Origin of the sequence: Pectobacterium artocarpous (assembly GCF_046159765.1) — a bacterium.
Classification (GTDB): Bacteria; Pseudomonadota; Gammaproteobacteria; order Enterobacterales; family Enterobacteriaceae; genus Pectobacterium.
Genome location: NZ_JBJXVK010000017.1, coordinates 92,530 through 110,061, shown reverse-complemented (window position 1 = coordinate 110,061; position 17,532 = coordinate 92,530). Strand labels below are relative to the sequence as shown.

Genomic DNA, 17,532 nt, shown 5'->3' with positions numbered 1-17,532 from the left:
ATCTGGCGCAGTTGGTTAAGGCGATTGACGATAAAGGCGTGCATGACGTCGCTGGACGGGTGACACAGGCGATGGCGGTGATTACCGATGCCAGCGGCTAAGCGGATGACCTTCTCTGAGGGGGATAATCGGCGCCCTATCGCCCCATCCCGTCGGAGGGCGATACGTCCCCAGCGATATCGTCTTTAGCGTCGTAACATATTGATTTGTTGAGTGACGAAGGCACTGCGGAAATATTCGCGCAGCGCCGCCATCGCCGGTGTGAACCGAGCATCGTTGTGCCACGCCAGGCCGACGCTCATCGGATGCACATTGTTAACCAGCGAGCGGGTCTCGATCCGCCGTCCTTCCAGCGACCACGGGCGATAAACCAGATCGGACAAAATGGCGATCCCCGACCCATTGGCGACCATACTGCGTACCGCTTCGACGGAGCTGGTGCGCAAGATGACATTGGGGCGGGAACCCGCTTCTTCCCAGTAGCGCATGGCGCTGTCTGCGGCTTCATCCACGGTGAGCATAATAAAGGGCTCGCCGGCCACATCCTCCAGCGTCACCTGAGATTTTTCACATAACGGGTGGCGTGATGGCAACCACAATCGGCGCGTCGAATTGAACAAGGTTTCGGCATAAATCGACTGATGGCGTAAATTGCCCGTCAGCACCAACGCCATATCCAGCGTTTGGTCGATCAAACCTTGCTCGATATCCTGACGCTCATATTCAAACAGTTGAATATCAATGTGCGGATAATCCTGCGCCAGCCGCTGCAGGTGAAACGGTAAAAAATAGCCCAGCACCGTGTAGCTTGCCGCCAGGCGCAGCATGCCGCGCACGGCGGTGTCGTTTACGGGAATGCTACGCACGGCATTATCGACGGTTTGCAGAATGGCGTAGGCGTGATTGAGGAAGTGGTTACCGTTTTCCGTCAGCATCATACCGTGCACCGACCGGGTGAACAGCTTTTTGCCGACCAACTGCTCCAACTCCTGAATGGCCCCAGTCACCGCTGATTGCGAAATATTAAGATGCACGGCGGCCTGAGAGATCTGGCCCATTTCGGCAGTCGCGACAAAATAGCGGATTTGGCGTAGCGTCAGCATCGGCTTTTTTCCTGATAAATTAATAATAAATGTTCGCTGATAAGCGTTCTGTTTTTCTGATGTCTGCCTATCTAAAAATACTACTTCCCGAATGAAAACAAATCCTAATATATTTATTTAACGATCCCGCAAGGAAATAAGAAATTATTATGATGAGAACGGTAGATATCAACTCCGATATAGGAGAAAGTTTTGGCTCTTGGGTGGTCGGTGACGGTGTCGATAGTGAATTAATGACGGTAATCAGTTCTGCCAATATTGCTACTGGTTTTCATGCCGGCGATCCTAATATTATGCGCAGAACTGTGGAGCTGGCCAGGGAAAATGGTGTGGCAATTGGCGCGCATCCGGGATTTAATGATTTACAGGGATTTGGTCGCCGCCATTTATCGATTCCGGCAGAGGAATTGATTAACGATATTATTTATCAGCAGGGAGCACTGCGAGAATTTGCCCGTTTATATGATCTGCCGTTGCAACATATTAAACCGCACGGCGCCTTATATATGCACTTAGCGCGCGATGAAGTCGCTGCGCAACAATTTGTCGCCGCTTTGCATCAACTTGATGCCGGTTTGTATCTCTATTGCATGGCTGACTCGGCGGTATGGCGGGCGGCGCAACGGCTGGAACATCCGGTGATCACCGAGTTTTATGCCGATAGAGAGTATGACGATCAAGGGTTTATCGTCTTTACACGTAAGACAGGGCATCTCAGCATACAGGCGATCACCAACAAAGTGTTGCTAGCCTGTCTGGAGGGGAAAGTAAAAACCGTGACGGGCAATATTATTCCCATCCAATTCGATTCAATTTGTATCCATAGCGATACGCCAGGCGCACTGGCGATTATCCATTCGGTTAAATCGGCGCTGATTGATGCGGGTATTGAAATATGTTCTCCGGGAGTGGGTAAATAAAATCTCAATTATTTGGAGAGAAATATAATGTCTGACGTTGAAGTTATTTCACCCTTGCCGGGTGTGTTTTATCGGCAGCCTTCTCCGGACGCTGAGCCTTTTGTTGAAGTCGGCGCTAAAGTCGGTCCGGAGACGGTGATTGGTTTAATTGAAGTCATGAAGCAGTTCAGTGAAATATTCGCCGAAGCTAGCGGAACAATAACTACGATCGCCCTGAAAAATGGTGATGCCGTCGAACCAGGGCAGGTTATAGCCATAATAAAAACCGATAATAAATAAGCTCTGCGGAGGACGTATGGCCGGGAAAATAAAAAAGCTGTTGGTAGCAAATCGTGGGGAGATAGCAGTACGTATTATTCGTGCGGCGCAAACACTGGGGATGACTACGGTGGCGGCATGCAGCGAGGCGGACAGTGACAGCCTCGCTGCCAGGCTGGCCGATGAGGTGTACATTATCGGTCCGGCGCAAGCCGCGCGTAGCTACCTGAATATCAATGCTTTACTGGATGCGGCAGCGAAAAGCGGTGCCAATGCCATTCACCCCGGATACGGCTTCTTGTCGGAAAACGCCCAGTTTGCCGAACGGGTGGAACAAGCCGGGTATATTTTCGTCGGTCCGGACGCGCAAACCATCCGGGTGATGGGTGATAAAGCCGCCGCGCGCCGTACGGCGGCAGACGCGGGCGTACCGGTCGTGCCGGGTTCACAGGTGCTGGAAACCGTGCAGGCGGCGCAACTCCGTGCCGAAGAAATCGGCTATCCCTGCCTGATAAAGGCGGCAGCGGGGGGCGGCGGCAGAGGGATTCGCGTGGTGGAGAACGATGAGGCGCTAGCACGTGAATTTCCTGTCGCGCAGAGTGAATCGAAAGCGGCATTCGGCTCCAGCGCAGTCTATCTGGAGCGCTTTATCGCCCGCGCCCGCCATATCGAGGTTCAGATTCTCGGCGATGGCGAACGGGCGATCCACCTGTTCGATCGCGAATGCTCACTACAGCGTCGTCGGCAGAAAATCTTTGAAGAAGCCCCATCGCCCGCCCTAAGCGCGGTTCAACGCGCCGCGCTGTGTGACAGCGCCGTACAGCTGGCGCGGCACCTGCGTTACCGTGGCGCAGGCACGCTGGAATATCTGTTCGATGAAACGCGCGGCGAGTTCTGGTTTATCGAAATGAACACCCGTATTCAGGTTGAGCATCCGGTGACCGAAATGGTGACGGGCGTCGATCTGGTGCAGTGGATGCTGCGCATCGCCAACGGGGATCCGCTCACGCTGGCGCAGTCTGATGTGCAACTGAGCGGCAACGCCTGCGAAATGCGCATCAACGCGGAAGATCCTGAGAAGAATTTCTTTCCCTGTCCGGGGCTGATTGAAGGCGTAGTGTGGCCGGGCGGCGAAGGGATTCGCGTCGACAGTCATGTTTTCAGCGGTTACCGCGTTCCCCCCTGGTATGACTCCTTGCTGGCCAAAGTGATCGCCTGGGGTGCCGATCGCCCCCAGGCGCTGGCCCGCGCCCGACAAGCGCTCTCAGGCCTCGAACTGCGCGGGATAAAAACCACTGCGTCGCTTCATCAGTGGCTGCTGCAACACCCGAAATTGCAGAGCGCTGAATTCACCACCACCACGCTGGAGCAGTGGCTGGCGGAGCGCGACGATAAATCGTCGACACAGATACAGGAGATCCGCCGCTATGGCCAATAACCCGATCCGCTACTCGTTTGGCGGGGATGAGCATCTCTTCGCCGAAATCGATGAATCGATGTCGCTAAACGCGTTTTTCCGCGGCTTGACGCTGACGCGGGCGCTGGAGGCGCGCCAGTTGCATGGCGTGCTGGACATTTGCCTCGCCAACGCCTCTTTTCAGGTGCGCTTTAATCCAGACGAGCTGGCACCGCAAACCTTGCTTACTACGTTACAGGCGTTGGAAACCGACGGTGAAGGCGACAGCACGCTGGCGACGCGCATTATTGAAGTGCCGGTGTTGTACAACGATCCGTGGACGCACGAGACGCTAATGCGGTTTCGCGATCGTCACCAGGCACCGGAAGGGAGCGACCTCGATTACGCCGCACACATCAACGGTTTCGCGGATAAAAACGATTTTATTGCTGCGCACAGCGGTACGCCCTGGTTCGTTTCAATGGTAGGGTTCGTCGCCGGTCTGCCCTTTATGTATCAGATGGTTGAACGGGAAAAACAGCTACAGGTGCCGAAATACCTGCGCCCACGCACCGACACCCCGGGATTATCGCTGGGGCACGGCGGCTGTTTTGGCTGTATCTACTCCGTACGCGGCGCCGGGGGATATCAGTTATTCGGCATCACCCCGATGCCGATTTACGCCCCGGCGCAGCGCTTACCCTATTTGCAAAGCAAGATGGTGTTTTTCAACGCCGGCGACATTGTTCAGTTTCGAGCGATCGATCGCCAGACCTATGACGACATCAGCGAGCAGGTGAAAAGCGGCGTGTTTTCTCCGCGTATTCGCGACGTCACTTTTGTGCTTGCGGACTTTCTCAGTGACCCGCAGGGCTATCCTCAGCAGTTGAAAAGGGGGCTGTATGACCATCAATGTGATTAAGCCCGGCCTTGCCACTACGGTGCAGGATGCCGGAAGGGAAGGATATTACCATCTGGGTATTCCGCCTTCCGGTGCGCTGGACCCCTACTCAATGCAGATGGCGAATCTGCTGGTAGGCAATGATCCGAATGAGGCGGTGCTCGAGATGACGCTGCTCGGCCCGGCGCTGAGTTTCTCTGCGGAGGCGCTGGTGGCAGTGTGCGGCGCGGGCATGACGCCGATCGTCGATAATCAACCTGCCGCGACGCACACCGCATTGCTCGTTCGCGCCGGACAACAACTGACCTTTTCTCCGGCGCGTCAGGGTTGTCGCGCGTATCTTGCAGTGGCGGGCGGGGTCGATGTGCCGTGCGTACTGGGCAGCCGCGCGACCTATACGCTCGGCGCGCTGGGCGGCTTTCAGGGGCGTCGGCTGGCGGCGGGCGATACGTTAAGCACGGGTGCCGCCGACAACGCGCGGTTCCGTCGAGAAGGGAAGCGCGTTCCTGACGCGTTGCTGCCGGTGCTGGAAAAGTCGGTCACCCTGCGATTGATGCCAGGCCTCTATATCCATCGTCTGACAGAGTCGGCGGTGGATAATTTCTTCGCTGCAAGCTGGTATGTCAGTACCGAAGCTGACCGGACCGGTTATCGCCTCAAAGGCGGACAGCCTCTGGATTTCAAACTGCGCACGCCGCCGTTCGGTGCCGGTTCCGATCCCTCAAACATTGTCGATGCCTGTTACCCCATCGGCTCCGTTCAGGTCCCTGGCGGGCTTGAACCGATTGTTCTGCTGCGTGACGCGGTGTCGGGCGGCGGATATATGACGCTGGGGACGGTTATCAGCCCCGATCTCGCCATTCTTGGCCAGTTACAGCCGAATCAACATGTTCGCTTTATGCCCGTCACGCTGGAAGAGGCGCTGGTTGCCCGCTGCCAATTTCAGCAGCGGCTGGCGCAGTTGGCGAACGCGTTGCGTTAACCCTGCCAGGGGCGTTGCCCCGTGGCAGATATCTCTGGTTATTGCGTGTTTCAGGAGGTTGCTATGGCTTCAGCTCCACAATCTCGCACGGCGGATAAGGTTGGCCAGTCAGCGCCGCCGGAACCGGCGCGAATGGGGAAATTATCTCTCACGATGGCCTGGTGGGCCGTGTGCAGTGCCGTGTTTTATATTGTAGTCGGCGCTTCTCTGGCACTGGCTTACGGGGCGGTTAACGCCATTATCGGCATGGCGCTATCGGTGGTCACCTATGGCTTGATTAACGGCGTGATCAGTCGGTTCGCCATGCGCACCGGGTTGTCTGTCGCCCAGTTTTCACGCTGCCTGTTTGGGCGCATTGGTGCGTCGCTGGCGACCCTGATTTTCTTCTCTACCGCGATTTATTACGCGGTGTTTGAAGGTTCCGTCATCGCGTTCGCCATCAACCACCTTTTCCCCGGCATCGTCTACTGGGTGGCAGCGGCGCTGGTGGTGGTGTACAGCGTGCCGCTTATTTTCGGCAGTGTTCAGAACTGGCTGGATAAATTTAACGGCGTGCTGCTGCCATTTTATCTGCTAGGGTTGCTGGCAACCATCGTCATGTCCGTCATGCGTGATGGCTATCAGCAAGACTGGCTCGACTACGGCCCGGCCAATCCCTCGCCCTGGGGATGGTGGAACTGTTTCACCTATTACATGGGCGTCTGGGTATTGATGATGTACACCTTCGATTACGCCCGTTTTGGTCGTGAGGAAGATAGCCAGTACCATGCACGCATTAACTTCGGCATGCCGTTTTATCTGGTGACGTTTTTCCTCAATGGCGTGGCGGGCATTTATCTTGCCAGCAGCCTTCCCGATACAGGGGCGCTCAGCGAAACGGCGGTGGTGGTGGCGATCCTCAATCTGCTGGGTCTCGCCGGACTGGGTTTTGTCTGGGTAACGCAAACGCGGATTAATACCGCGAATTATTATCTTGCCACCGTCAATATGCAGGTTTTCTTCCAGAGCCTGTTTAACCTGAAGCTGCCCAAACTGCTCTGGGCCTGTTTGGTAGGCGTGGTGGTGTATATTCTGATGCTGGCGGATGTGTTCGCTTGGCTGTTGCAGGCATTGGCCTATCAGGGAGTCTTCGTGGTGGCCTGGGTCGGGGTGGCGCTGGCCGGGATAGCTCGCAAGGTGCAGCCCGATCAGGATGGTGCGGCGATCAACCCGGTGGGTGTGAGCGCCTGGTTCATCAGCGTGGCGCTGGGGATTGGGTTGATGCATGGCCCAGCGTCATTCACCGCGTTCTCAGCCGTGGTGACCTTTATCAGCGCCAGCGGGCTGTATACGCTATTTAGCCTGTGGAAGCCTGTGGTGGGCAGCACGAAATTGCCAAAATCCACGGCGCTGGGCGAGTGAAAGACGCATCAACGGTGATGAATAATGGCTTTCAGTCAGGAAGCCATTTTTTATGTCGTATGCACTTGGCGTCGGCAAGAGAAAAAATGCATAAACAGAATGAAGAACAGAGTGTATTAACGCCTAACCGAGAAAAAGATTAAAAAGAGAGATTGGCTATACAGAGCTTTATCATTTAAAAAATGATCTCCTTTCGGTGAGTATGCAGATAGATTACAACCTTAATGAAAACGTTGAGAAATAACATACTTACCCACTTCACTGGTCAGAGGGTGAACACTTAATGAGGACCTACAATGGCCTTCATAGCGTTAGCGCTGATTATGCCTATCCCAGCCCCGATAGCGCTGTCACTCAGAAAACAGCAACTGTCGTTCCTGAGCAAGTATTCTTCCCTATGCTGTCATATGTTCATTTGTATACGTTAGCGCTGATTTTTCAGTGTGGAAAATGCAGATAACATGAGGAAGATATATGGCTATACAACGCCCGTCGGTCGAACAACTCATTGAGCTTGCCAGCAGTATTAATATTCAACTGAATCCGCAACAGGCGGCGGAATATTTATCGCTGATGCAGGGCAGTTTCGACGCCTACGATCTGATTGACGCTCTGCCTGATAATATTCCGGTCAGCGAATATCCTCGCACGCCGGGCTATCGCCCAACGGCTGACGAGAATACACACAATGCCTGGTATTATAAAACCCATATTCCCGGCGTCAGTCAGGGAAAATTAGCGGGCAAACGCGTGGCGCTAAAAGATAATATCGCGCTGGCCGGCGTACCCATGATGAATGGCTCGGCGACATTGGAAGGTTACGTTCCCCGTTTTGACGCTACCGTGGTAACGCGCATTCTGGATGCGGGCGGCACCATCGTGGGTAAAGCCACCTGCGAGCATTTCTGCCTGTCGGGTGGCAGTCATACGTCCGATCCGGCACCGGTGCACAACCCGCACCGCTTTGAGTGTACCTCCGGCGGCTCCTCTTCCGGCAGCGCGACGCTAGTGGCGTTGGGCGAGTGCGACATGGCGATTGGCGGCGATCAGGGCGGTTCGATCCGCATCCCTTCCGCATTTTGCGGCACTTACGGCATGAAACCAACGCATGGATTAGTGCCTTACACCGGCATTATGCCGATTGAGGCCACGTTGGATCATACCGGGCCCATTACCGCCAACGTAAAAGATAATGCGCTGTTGCTGGAGGTTCTGGCGGGCAGCGACGGGTTGGACCCGCGCCAATATGCACCAGAGGTGGCGGAGTACACGGCGGCGTTGAACAAAGGCGTTAAGGGGCTACGCATCGGGCTGGTAACAGAAGGCTTCGCCCTGCCGAACGGCGATGCGCAGGTGAGCGACGCCGTGCGCGCGGCGGCGGCTCGTCTGGAAGCGCTGGGTGCCAGCGTCGAAGAGGTGTCTATTCCGGAGCACGCGCTGGGGCCAGCCATCTGGCAGCCTATCGGTTGCGAAGGATTGATGGCGCAGATGATGACCGGCAATGGTATGGGCTTCAACTGGAAAGGATTGTACGACGTCGGGTTGCTGGATGCGCATGCCAACTGGCGTCAGCGCGCGGGCGATCTGTCTGCGACACTGAAAATTTGTATGCTGGTGGGACAATACGGTATCGAAAACTATCGCGGACGCTTTTACGCCAAGGCGCAGAATATCGCACGTCGACTCACCGCCGCCTACGATGCTGCGCTGGGCAGTTACGATGTGCTGGTAATGCCTACCGTGCCGATGGTGGCGCCTACGTTACCGGAGCAAGGGGCGCCGCTGAGCGAATATATCGGCAAAGCCTTTGAGATGATCGCCAATACTGCGGCATTCGACATCACCGGTCATCCGGCGATGTCGATTCCCTGCGGCAAGGTTGATCAACTGCCAGTGGGGATGATGTTGATCGGCAAACATTTCGCCGAAAGCACGATTTATCAGACGGCGGCGGCGTTGGAAGCGGCCATGGATTGGCGGAACGCCTGACGTTATTGAATGACTACTTATTGTTTGTTGTATGTCTGTGTTGTTCGTTTTTTGTCTATTATACGCCGTCGGGAATATTCCGGCGGCGTTTTTTTTGGCGAAAATATAAAAACATATCGGAACTCGCCAATATGGTGCAAATGCACCGAAATAAACAGCGTGCCCGCGATACGCTGTTTTTTACAACAGTTATTTATATGATTTTATAGCAATTACTCTGAGATTCAATTGGCATATTTATTGCCTACTAAATAAATGTATCGCATTGCGGTTAATTAACCATTGTCGTTAAATTCGCGTTGAGGATAATGTTATGTCCATCCTGTATTCAACTGAAAACATTACCGGTAAACAGCGATTTGAATACTGGACTGAGGTGGTTTGTCGCCATTGCCTGCGGGCGTCGAGTCGATCGGTCGAGAGTGGAGATTTTGTCGCATCGATGCGGTTTCACAAATCGCACTCGCTGTCGCTCAGTACGCTCAACGCGCCCGCGCACAGTTGGACGCGAGGAACGCAGGATTTACGTTGCGGGCCGGATGAGGACTTCTGGCTCGGGCTGGTGGAACAAGGGCAAGGCGGGTTCGAGCAGAATGGTCGTCAGGCGGTGCTGCCTGCGGGCAGCATGGTGTTGTATGACTCGGCGCGGGAGTTCAATTTCGAGTTAGATTCGCGGGCGCTGCATATTGTCCGTATTCCGCGCCCCCTGCTGGCCAGGCGTCTGCCTCAGGTGGGAAAATTCACGGCGATAACCTTAGACGCGAGCCGACCGGGGATGGTACCTCTGCGGGAGATGTTGATGCAGGCCAGTGCCGATCCGTTGATCCACGCCCACGATGACATGTCGACCCGGTACTTCGACATGATGCTGGATTTGCTGGTGTTCAGTCTGGAGCTTACCGATCACAATGGACCGAGTTCTCGTCACGATGGTCTATATGAGCGGGTGATGCAGTACATTCGCCACCATTTGCAGGATGAGGGATTATCGCTGGAGACGATTGCTAAAGCGCACTACGTTTCGCCGCGCACCGTCATTCGCGCCTTTGCCGCCCGGCAGAAAACGCCAATGGCGGTGGTGTGGCAAGAACGATTGCTGGCCAGTCGGCATGCGCTGCTGGATAAGCGCACCCACAGCGTTTCCCAAGTGGCTATGGACCTCGGTTTTAAAGATTTCTCCCACTTCAGCCGCGCATTTCGCCGTGCTTTTGGTTATGCGCCCAGTACGCTGTTAAAGGCGGAAACGCTGCCTGTGGCGTCATGAATCGTTGTGTTTCAGACCGGGTATGTTTCACCGGATAGACAAGAAGCATAAGCGCGCCTTTCTCTCCCGATCATTCCTCTCACCATCAGCGTCCTGCGGGGCGCTGTTTTTTATAACGGCCTCCCCGGTTGCCAACACGCCGTTGCAAACTGTCTTTTTAAGCACATTGGCTGTCCATCTGAATCATGTCAACGGTAGGTCACCGCGTTATTTTTATCCTATCTGGGTTTAGCAAGGATTCTCTATGCAGCAGTTTCTGAAGTGCGTTTCCCTGGTGTGTGGCTTGATGAGCATCACCGTGTCCGCCATTGCAGCCACACACTATCCGCTGACAGTCAACAACTGTGGCCAACACGTCACCTTTGACAAGGCGCCGACCCGCGTTGTGTCTATCGGGCAGGGGATGACGGAGGTCCTGTTCTCTCTGGGGCTGGCCGACAAGGTGGTCGGCACGGCCGTTTGGGTCGGCCCCGTGCTGCCACCATATGCCGAGGTCAATGGCAAAATCAAGCGCCTGTCGGATAACGATCCCAGTTTCGAATCCGTGGTCGGCGCGGAGCCGGATCTGGTGGCCGTTGAATTCGCATGGCATGTCGGGGCACAGGGTTCGGTCGGCAAACGCGAGCAATTCAAGGATCTCGGCATTAACACCTATCTGTCTCCCGCCGATTGCGTGGCCAAAATCAACGCCAATGGCGGCGACGGCGTGCGTAACGCCCTGTTCACGATGGATCTGGTCTATCAGGAAATCGCTGAGCTGTCGGAGATTTTTGACGTCAAGGCGCGCGGCGATGCGTTGATTGCCGAACTTAAGCGGCGAGAAGCGGATGCCATTGCCTCCGTCGCGGGCGTTGCCGGAAAACAACTCCCGATTGTCTTTTGGTTTTCCAGCAAGGAGGTGAAGGGGGATGCCTTCATCGCCGGTAAGAACAGCGCGCCCGCGTATATCCTGAAAACGCTCGGTGCCAGAAACGTGGTGACGACAGAAGAAGAGTGGCCGCTTGTCGGTTGGGAAACCATTTCCGAGGCCAACCCTGCCATCATCGTGATCGCCACCATGGATCGCCGCCGCTTCGCCGCCGACGAACCCAACGTGAAAGTGGATTTCCTTGAACAGGATCCTGTGACAAAACAACTGGATGCCGTGAAGAACAAGCGTTTCGTGATGATGGATGCGCAGTCGATGAATCCGACGATTCGCACGATAGACGGCATCGAAGTGCTGGCCAATGGCATCAAATCGTTTGGTTTGACGCCGTGAACCTGAAGGTCGGGAGGGCGGCGCAAAAACGCGAGTGGACTTTTGGCGCGCTCATCCTCGCGTCACTCCTCTTACTAGGCCTGATGGTGAGTCTCGCGGTGTCGATCGGCGAAATTACCATCCCATTCGACACCACGGCAAAGGTGATTGCCAACCGGTTGTTCGGCACGACGTTCGCGCTTAACCGCATTCATGAAGGCATCGTTTGGGATTACCGTCTCAGCCGCGCGCTGGTGGCCATCAGCGCGGGCGCGTCGCTGGCGATGTGCGGCACGATATTGCAGGCATTGCTGAGAAATCCGCTGGCCGAACCCTACGTTCTGGGTATTTCCGCAGGCGCCTCGACAGGTGCCGTGTGCGTCATGATACTTGGGTTCGGCTATGGGGCGTTGACGCTTTCTGGCGGCGCCTTTATCGGCGCGGCCCTGGCGTTCCTACTGATTGGGCTGCTCGCGGCGGGCGTTGGCGGCACCAGTGAGCGTATCATCCTCTGCGGCGTAGCGGGTTCCCAACTCTTCACTGCGCTCACCTCATACATTGTCACGACATCGGCCAATGCCGAACAGGCCCGCGGGGTGTTGTTTTGGCTGCTGGGGTCGCTTGCCAGCGTGCGTTGGGCTGATGTCTACCTTGCTGTGCCTGTGGCGGTGTGCGGTTTTCTCTTCTGCCTTTTTTACGTGCGTGCCCTCGACGCCTTCGCCTTCGGTGCCGACGCGGCAGCTTCCCTTGGCATTGCGGTATGTCGCGTGCGGATCATTCTGATTGGGATCGCGGCAGCGATGACGGCCAGCGTCGTCAGTATCGTCGGCGCGATTGGTTTTATCGGCCTGGTGATCCCACATGCCGCGCGATTTCTCGTCGGTCCGGCCCATGGGCGCCTGTTGCCGGCGACCGCCCTTGGCGGGGCGCTTTTCATGGTCGGTGCGGATATCGTTTCACGCATCATCATTCCACAACAAATTCTGCCGATCGGTGTGGTCACCGCACTTTTTGGCGCGCCAGCTTTCGCCATCATTCTTTATCGGGTACGGAGAAACGCATGAGTATTACCGTCGATAACGTAGCCTATGCTGCGGGCAATAACCTGATCATTAATGGCGTGAGCATCATGGTGGAACAGGGGAAGGTGCTTGGCCTGTTGGGGCCGAACGGCTCCGGAAAATCGAGTTTGTTGCGGCTAATCTGTCGGCTGCGACAGGTCAAGAGCGGCGTTATCCGCTTGGGAGAGAACGATGTCTCCACGTTCTCGCGGGCAACCCTGGCGAAGCGTATTGCTTTCGTGGAACAGCAGTCGGTGACGGATACGCCGCTCACCGTGCGCGATGTCGTGCGGCTTGGCCGCACGCCGCATCGTGGTCTGCTGTCGGTCTGGTGCGTCGATGACGATGCTGCCGTTGAGCACGCGCTTGAACGCGTGAATATGAGCCAGCGCGCCGATCAGCTTTGGCAGACGTTATCGGGCGGCGAACGCCAGCGTGTCCATCTCGCCAGAGCGCTGGCGCAAAGCCCGAGCGAACTGCTGCTTGATGAGCCGACCAATCATCTCGATATCCAGCATCAGCTCGACATACTGGCGCTGACCGTAAAACTTCGCCTCACCTGCATCGTTGCGCTTCACGACCTCAATCTGGCCGCGATGTTCTGCGATCGTCTTGCGATTTTGCAGCAGGGCGAAATTGTCGCTACCGGCACACCCGAGGAGGTCTTGACCGAGAGTCTGCTATGGCGCGTCTTTGGCGTGCGGGCGCATATCGGCAAATCGGCCGTTCATGGTCGCGTGCATATTCAGTATTTGCTGTCATGAGAAATTCTTGCTGGCGATTTCCGGTGGAAAACTGTCCATTTGAGTACATTAATTGTCCATCCTAATCATGCCGATGGTGGCCTGTCGGGTTATAAATTTGCATGAGTGACGGAATCATATTTCCGCTCGCGGTTTTTGAAAAGCGATACCCTGAGCAGTCGGGAATAATAAACATCGTCACAGTTGCCATTGCGAAAAAATATCCGGCTGTTTTTTACTGACCCGTTCAGAAATATTGGGAGTCTATGATGGAGTCGGCAATTGATAAACACCTGCAGTGTCCGAGAACCTGTCCGCGACAGAGTAAAGATGATTATGAACCACCCTATCCAATGTGGGTGGGGCGTATGGATGCAAATATCACCCAAGTCGTGATGGGATATTTCGGCGTTCAGTACGCTGACGAGAAATTAAAGCCTCAGGCGCTTGCAGCGTTGCAAGATATCGTCGAACTATTTGCCGAAAGGCAGGGGCCGCAGGATTATGACGCTACCTGGCACCAGGATGCGCAGGGTTACCATAATTTTATCGTGGTGGGTTATTGGAACGATCCGAAAGATTTCTGCGCCTGGCTGAATGCGACACGCGTAAAACAATTTTGGCAGCCGGAATCACTGCTCGGTCGTGGTTTGGGATTTTTCCGCGAGATTATTTCCCCGCGTGCCGAACAGTTTGAAACCTTATATGCCTTTAAGGAGCAATTACCCGGCGTTGGCGCGTTGATGAATGCGATCAGCGGCGATATTCAGGAACACGGTTATTGGGGGTCAATGCGCGATCGTTTTCCGATTTCCCAGACCGACAACATGGCATCCGACGGCGAGTTGACGATTATTTCCGGCGATCCGCAGGCGGGTGGGCATGTGGTGGTTCGTGGACACAACAATATCGCCCTGATCCGTTCCGGTCAGGATTGGGAAGGCACCGAAGAAAAGGAGCGTTCGCTCTATCTGGATGAAATCGAACCCACGCTGCGGGCCGGAATGGATTTCCTGCGCGACCAGGGCGCGGAAGTGGGTTGCTACACTAACAGATATGTTCAATACATTGACTTACAAGGTAATTTACAGGAAAAAAGTTACAATATCGGCCACTGGCGATCGCTGCGTCATTTGGAAGAATGGGCGGCATCTCACCCCACTCATCTGCGTATTTTTTCGACCTTTGTACGGGTCGCGGCGGGCTTTGAAAAATTAAGGCTGTATCACGAAGTATCGGTTTCCGATCGGCAAACACAACTGTACGAATATTATGACTGTCACAGTGAAACGGGGATGTTACGCGATGCCGTAACTGCATCCTGATTATTTTTTATAATTCATGACCAGAGGGAATGTTATGACTACTCGTGTATTTCTTTGGCGTCGTTATATTCCGTTGGCCGGGGCGGGGATGCTGTTCTTTCAATCGGCTCAGGCCATGGATCTGGATGCACTGGATTTAATTCCTGCACCGGATGGTACCACCGCAATTGTAAATTACTTAACGTTTAATACGCGCGGTAGCTATAAGCCAGTTGGCAGCGATTATGTTAAAAACGACACCGGGCTGAATTCGATAGTGGGTACTTTCCGTTACGTCCATTATATGGATATCGGCGGTTATACCGTCGCGCCGCAGATATTATTACCCTTCGGTGGGTTATATGACGGCAAACTCGCCGGCGCGAAGCTGAAATCCACATCTGGACTCAGTGATCCGATAGTGGCCTTACCGGTATGGCTGGTGAATAACAAGGATGCCGGCACCACATTTGCGCTTGTGCCTTATCTCTATATCCCCTTTGGTAATTATGATGCTGGTGAAACGTTAAATATGGGGGAAAACCGTTGGAAATTCGATTTTCAGGTCGGTGGCACGCAGCGCATTGCCGATAACGTCGTCCTTCAGGCATCGTTCGATACCATCTGGTACGGCGATAATAATGATGCCATCAGTCGCGGACAGGGCACGTTGTCGCAGGACAATAGCTATCAGGCGCAATTATGGCTGTCCTATATTCCGCCGGAAGATAAAACCTGGAACTTCGCCGTCGGTTACGCCAAAAACTGGGGAGGAACACAGTATCAGGATGGTGTCGCGAACGGTGCGGCAACTCGTTCGAATCAGGTGCGTCTGGAGATATCGAAATTCGTTCAGCCCACGCTGCAAATTCAATGGCTGGTGCAAAAAGAGACCTCTGTTGACGGTAGCTACAAAAGTGATTTCAGCACCACAGTGCGTTTGATGAAACTGTTTTAATCCCAGTGTCGGCTCGGGTAATACCGGCTTTCACTGGGATCGATTTTCATCCGCAAGCCGCGTTGACCGCCACTGGCGGATGAGCCCGCCAAGACGCACGGGATAACCGCGACACACAACCATGAAGCGAGGATAAACGACATGAAAGGCATTCACGACGTGGGTGGAATGGATGGCATGGGGCCGGTAGGCCCGACGCAGTGGGAACCCAAGTATCACGCGGAATGGGAAAAAAGAGCATGGGCGTTTTTTCCCTTCTCGGCGCGGGCCGGCATATTTGGGCTAGATGAGTTCCGTTGCCATCTGGAGCAGCTTCATCCGCTCCATTACCTGACCGCGTACTACTACGAGCACTGGATTGAAGCAACGGAACATATCGGCAAGAAAAAAGGGTTTTGGACGGAAGAGGAACTGGAGAAACGAACGGCGTATTACCTGCACTATCCTCAGGCGCCGCTGCCACCTAACAACGATCCGGCACTGGTCGAATTCGCCGAATGGGCGGTGGCGAATGGTTTCTCCACCGCCCGTGAGTTACTTGACGGACCTAAATTCAAGGTCGGCGATAGGGTCACGGTGGATGCCAGCGTGCCGCGGCTGCATACCCGACGCCCAGGCTACATCCACGGACGCACTGGCGAGATCGTTTCGCTGCATGGCGGGCACGTCTATCCAGACACCACCGGCAACGGGTTGCCGGAAACCGCCGAGCATTTGTACACCGTGCGCTTCTCCGGCGAGGAGTTGTTCGGCGCGGAAGCAGCGGAACCGAACAGTGTTATCCACGCGGATGTGTGGGAGCCCTACATTACCCTTGCGAAATAATAGGAGTTGTTATGACCAGAGTCAGTTTTTCCCACCAGCAGAAGAGCGAGGAAGAGATCGCCGCTCGCGTCAAGGCGATTGAGGCCATTCTGATCGAAAAGGGATTGATGTCCGAAGAGGGCGTGAATAAATTCGCCGACCTGTACGAGAACGACATCGGTCCACAGCTCGGTGCAAAAGTGGTTGCGCGCGCCTGGACCGATCCTGCTTTCAAACAACGGCTGCTGGCGGATGCCACCGCGGCGTGTAAAGAGATGGGCATCGGCGGTTTGCAAGGGGAACATATGATCGCCCTGGAGTGTACCGATGAGGTTCAGCATGTGATTGTCTGCACGTTGTGCTCCTGCTATCCGTGGCCGGTTCTGGGACTGCCGCCCAACTGGTATAAATCGATGCCGTACCGGGCGAAAGTGGTGCGCGAACCGCGCAAGATGTTGAAAGAAGACTTCCACTTCGACATACCGAACCACACAGAAATCCGGGTTTGGGATTCCAACTCTGAAATTCGCTACTGGGTGGTGCCGAAACGCCCTGCCGGCACAGAGGGCATGAGCGAAGAACAACTGGCTGCGCTGGTAACGCGTGACTCGATGATCGGTACTGGCCCGGCACGGGCGGTATAATCGTTAAAGGAGAACCTCATGAGCACCGCCAATAGTATCGATATCAATCATCCTGAACTGAAACAGGCGCTAAACCGCGCCGACGGTCAGGCACCGTTCAGTAAGCCCTGGGAACTGCGGGCATTCGCCGTCGCGGTGGCCGCTTGCGAAGCGGGAGAGTTTCAGTGGTCGGAATTTCAGGAAGCGCTGACCGATGCCATCAAAAGCTGGGAAGCGAGTCATCCTGGTTATACTCAGGCGCAGTGGCGCTATTATGAGCATTTTGTCACCGCGCTTGAAGTGGTGCTGGCGCGCCGCAACCAACTGTCTGGCGAGGGGCTGGATGAACGTACCCGCGATATTTTGTCCCATCCCCCGCACAAGCATCATGTCGCGAAATACGATCCTATCACCATCGATCCCGCCCACATTTGACTCTGCGGGGCCACTGGCCCCGTATGAGTGTTATGCCAGAGATTTCCCTGAGGATTCACGACAGGCCGATCGTAATGGTTATTTTTCAGAACAGGCAGCAGCGTGGCAATAGCCGACACGTCAAGGAAAATACCTATTAACGCCGGATAA

The 17,532-nt window shown here is 55.0% G+C and carries 18 protein-coding genes; 17 read left to right on the top strand and 1 reads right to left on the bottom strand.

The window, feature by feature from the left end; translation table 11 throughout:
- Window positions 1-185: 185 nt before the first annotated feature.
- Window positions 186-1,103 (bottom strand): LysR family transcriptional regulator, encoded by a 918-nt coding sequence (locus tag ACKQAD_RS12640; protein ID WP_409160474.1) that lies wholly within the window; start codon window positions 1,101-1,103, stop codon window positions 186-188.
- 149 nt (window positions 1,104-1,252) lie between these two features.
- On the opposite strand from ACKQAD_RS12640, the gene ACKQAD_RS12635 reads away from it, so the two are divergent.
- The 17 genes from ACKQAD_RS12635 to ACKQAD_RS12555 all read left to right on the top strand — a co-directional run bounded on the left by ACKQAD_RS12635 (window position 1,253) and on the right by ACKQAD_RS12555 (window position 17,382).
- Window positions 1,253-2,023: a 5-oxoprolinase subunit PxpA gene (locus ACKQAD_RS12635; protein WP_409160473.1), complete on the top strand. Its 771-nt coding sequence runs from the start codon at window positions 1,253-1,255 to the stop codon at window positions 2,021-2,023.
- A 27-nt stretch (window positions 2,024-2,050) separates the two neighbouring features.
- Window positions 2,051-2,302, top strand: a complete 252-nt coding sequence (locus tag ACKQAD_RS12630) for an acetyl-CoA carboxylase (protein WP_409160472.1) — start codon at window positions 2,051-2,053, stop codon at window positions 2,300-2,302.
- A 16-nt stretch (window positions 2,303-2,318) separates the two neighbouring features.
- Window positions 2,319-3,719, top strand: coding sequence for an acetyl-CoA carboxylase biotin carboxylase subunit (locus ACKQAD_RS12625; protein ID WP_409160471.1), 1,401 nt, complete (start codon window positions 2,319-2,321; stop codon window positions 3,717-3,719).
- The gene (locus ACKQAD_RS12620) at window positions 3,709-4,599 is read left to right on the top strand and encodes a 5-oxoprolinase subunit B family protein (RefSeq protein ID WP_409160470.1); all 891 of its coding nucleotides are present in this window, start codon (window positions 3,709-3,711) and stop codon (window positions 4,597-4,599) included. Before ACKQAD_RS12625 ends, ACKQAD_RS12620 begins: the two co-directional genes overlap by 11 nt.
- On the top strand, window positions 4,580-5,560 hold the full coding sequence (locus ACKQAD_RS12615; RefSeq protein ID WP_409160469.1) for a 5-oxoprolinase subunit C family protein: 981 nt from the start codon (window positions 4,580-4,582) through the stop codon (window positions 5,558-5,560). Before ACKQAD_RS12620 ends, ACKQAD_RS12615 begins: the two co-directional genes overlap by 20 nt.
- A 63-nt stretch (window positions 5,561-5,623) precedes the next feature.
- A complete protein-coding gene (locus ACKQAD_RS12610; protein WP_409160468.1) occupies window positions 5,624-6,961 on the top strand; it encodes a purine-cytosine permease family protein in 1,338 nt (445 codons plus the stop codon).
- Between the two features lie 151 nt (window positions 6,962-7,112).
- Window positions 7,113-7,205 carry a hypothetical protein gene (locus ACKQAD_RS12605; protein WP_409160480.1) on the top strand — a complete coding sequence of 31 codons (93 nt, stop codon included), beginning with the start codon at window positions 7,113-7,115 and terminating at the stop codon, window positions 7,203-7,205.
- A 230-nt stretch (window positions 7,206-7,435) separates the two neighbouring features.
- On the top strand, window positions 7,436-8,950 hold the full coding sequence (locus ACKQAD_RS12600) for an amidase (RefSeq protein ID WP_409160467.1): 1,515 nt from the start codon (window positions 7,436-7,438) through the stop codon (window positions 8,948-8,950).
- Between the two features lie 313 nt (window positions 8,951-9,263).
- Window positions 9,264-10,214, top strand: a complete 951-nt coding sequence (locus ACKQAD_RS12595) for a helix-turn-helix domain-containing protein (RefSeq protein ID WP_409160466.1) — start codon at window positions 9,264-9,266, stop codon at window positions 10,212-10,214.
- Window positions 10,215-10,458: 244 nt separating this feature from the next.
- Window positions 10,459-11,475 carry an ABC transporter substrate-binding protein gene (locus ACKQAD_RS12590; protein ID WP_409160465.1) on the top strand — a complete coding sequence of 339 codons (1,017 nt, stop codon included), beginning with the start codon at window positions 10,459-10,461 and terminating at the stop codon, window positions 11,473-11,475.
- 2 nt (window positions 11,476-11,477) lie between these two features.
- Window positions 11,478-12,518, top strand: coding sequence for a FecCD family ABC transporter permease (locus ACKQAD_RS12585; protein WP_409160479.1), 1,041 nt, complete (start codon window positions 11,478-11,480; stop codon window positions 12,516-12,518).
- A complete protein-coding gene (locus ACKQAD_RS12580) occupies window positions 12,515-13,279 on the top strand; it encodes an ABC transporter ATP-binding protein (protein ID WP_409160464.1) in 765 nt (254 codons plus the stop codon). Before ACKQAD_RS12585 ends, ACKQAD_RS12580 begins: the two co-directional genes overlap by 4 nt.
- 347 nt (window positions 13,280-13,626) lie before the next feature.
- Complete coding sequence (locus ACKQAD_RS12575; RefSeq protein WP_409160463.1) at window positions 13,627-14,583, top strand: phenylacetaldoxime dehydratase family protein; 957 nt, start codon at window positions 13,627-13,629, stop codon at window positions 14,581-14,583.
- A 34-nt stretch (window positions 14,584-14,617) separates the two neighbouring features.
- On the top strand, window positions 14,618-15,520 hold the full coding sequence (locus tag ACKQAD_RS12570) for a transporter (protein WP_409160462.1): 903 nt from the start codon (window positions 14,618-14,620) through the stop codon (window positions 15,518-15,520).
- A gap of 141 nt (window positions 15,521-15,661) precedes the next feature.
- A complete protein-coding gene (gene nthB / locus ACKQAD_RS12565) occupies window positions 15,662-16,345 on the top strand; it encodes a nitrile hydratase subunit beta (protein WP_409160461.1) in 684 nt (227 codons plus the stop codon).
- Between the two features lie 11 nt (window positions 16,346-16,356).
- On the top strand, window positions 16,357-16,968 hold the full coding sequence (nthA, locus tag ACKQAD_RS12560) for a nitrile hydratase subunit alpha (RefSeq protein WP_409160460.1): 612 nt from the start codon (window positions 16,357-16,359) through the stop codon (window positions 16,966-16,968).
- 18 nt (window positions 16,969-16,986) lie between these two features.
- Window positions 16,987-17,382 (top strand): nitrile hydratase accessory protein, encoded by a 396-nt coding sequence (locus ACKQAD_RS12555; protein ID WP_409160459.1) that lies wholly within the window; start codon window positions 16,987-16,989, stop codon window positions 17,380-17,382.
- The last annotated feature ends 150 nt before the right edge of the window (window positions 17,383-17,532 follow it).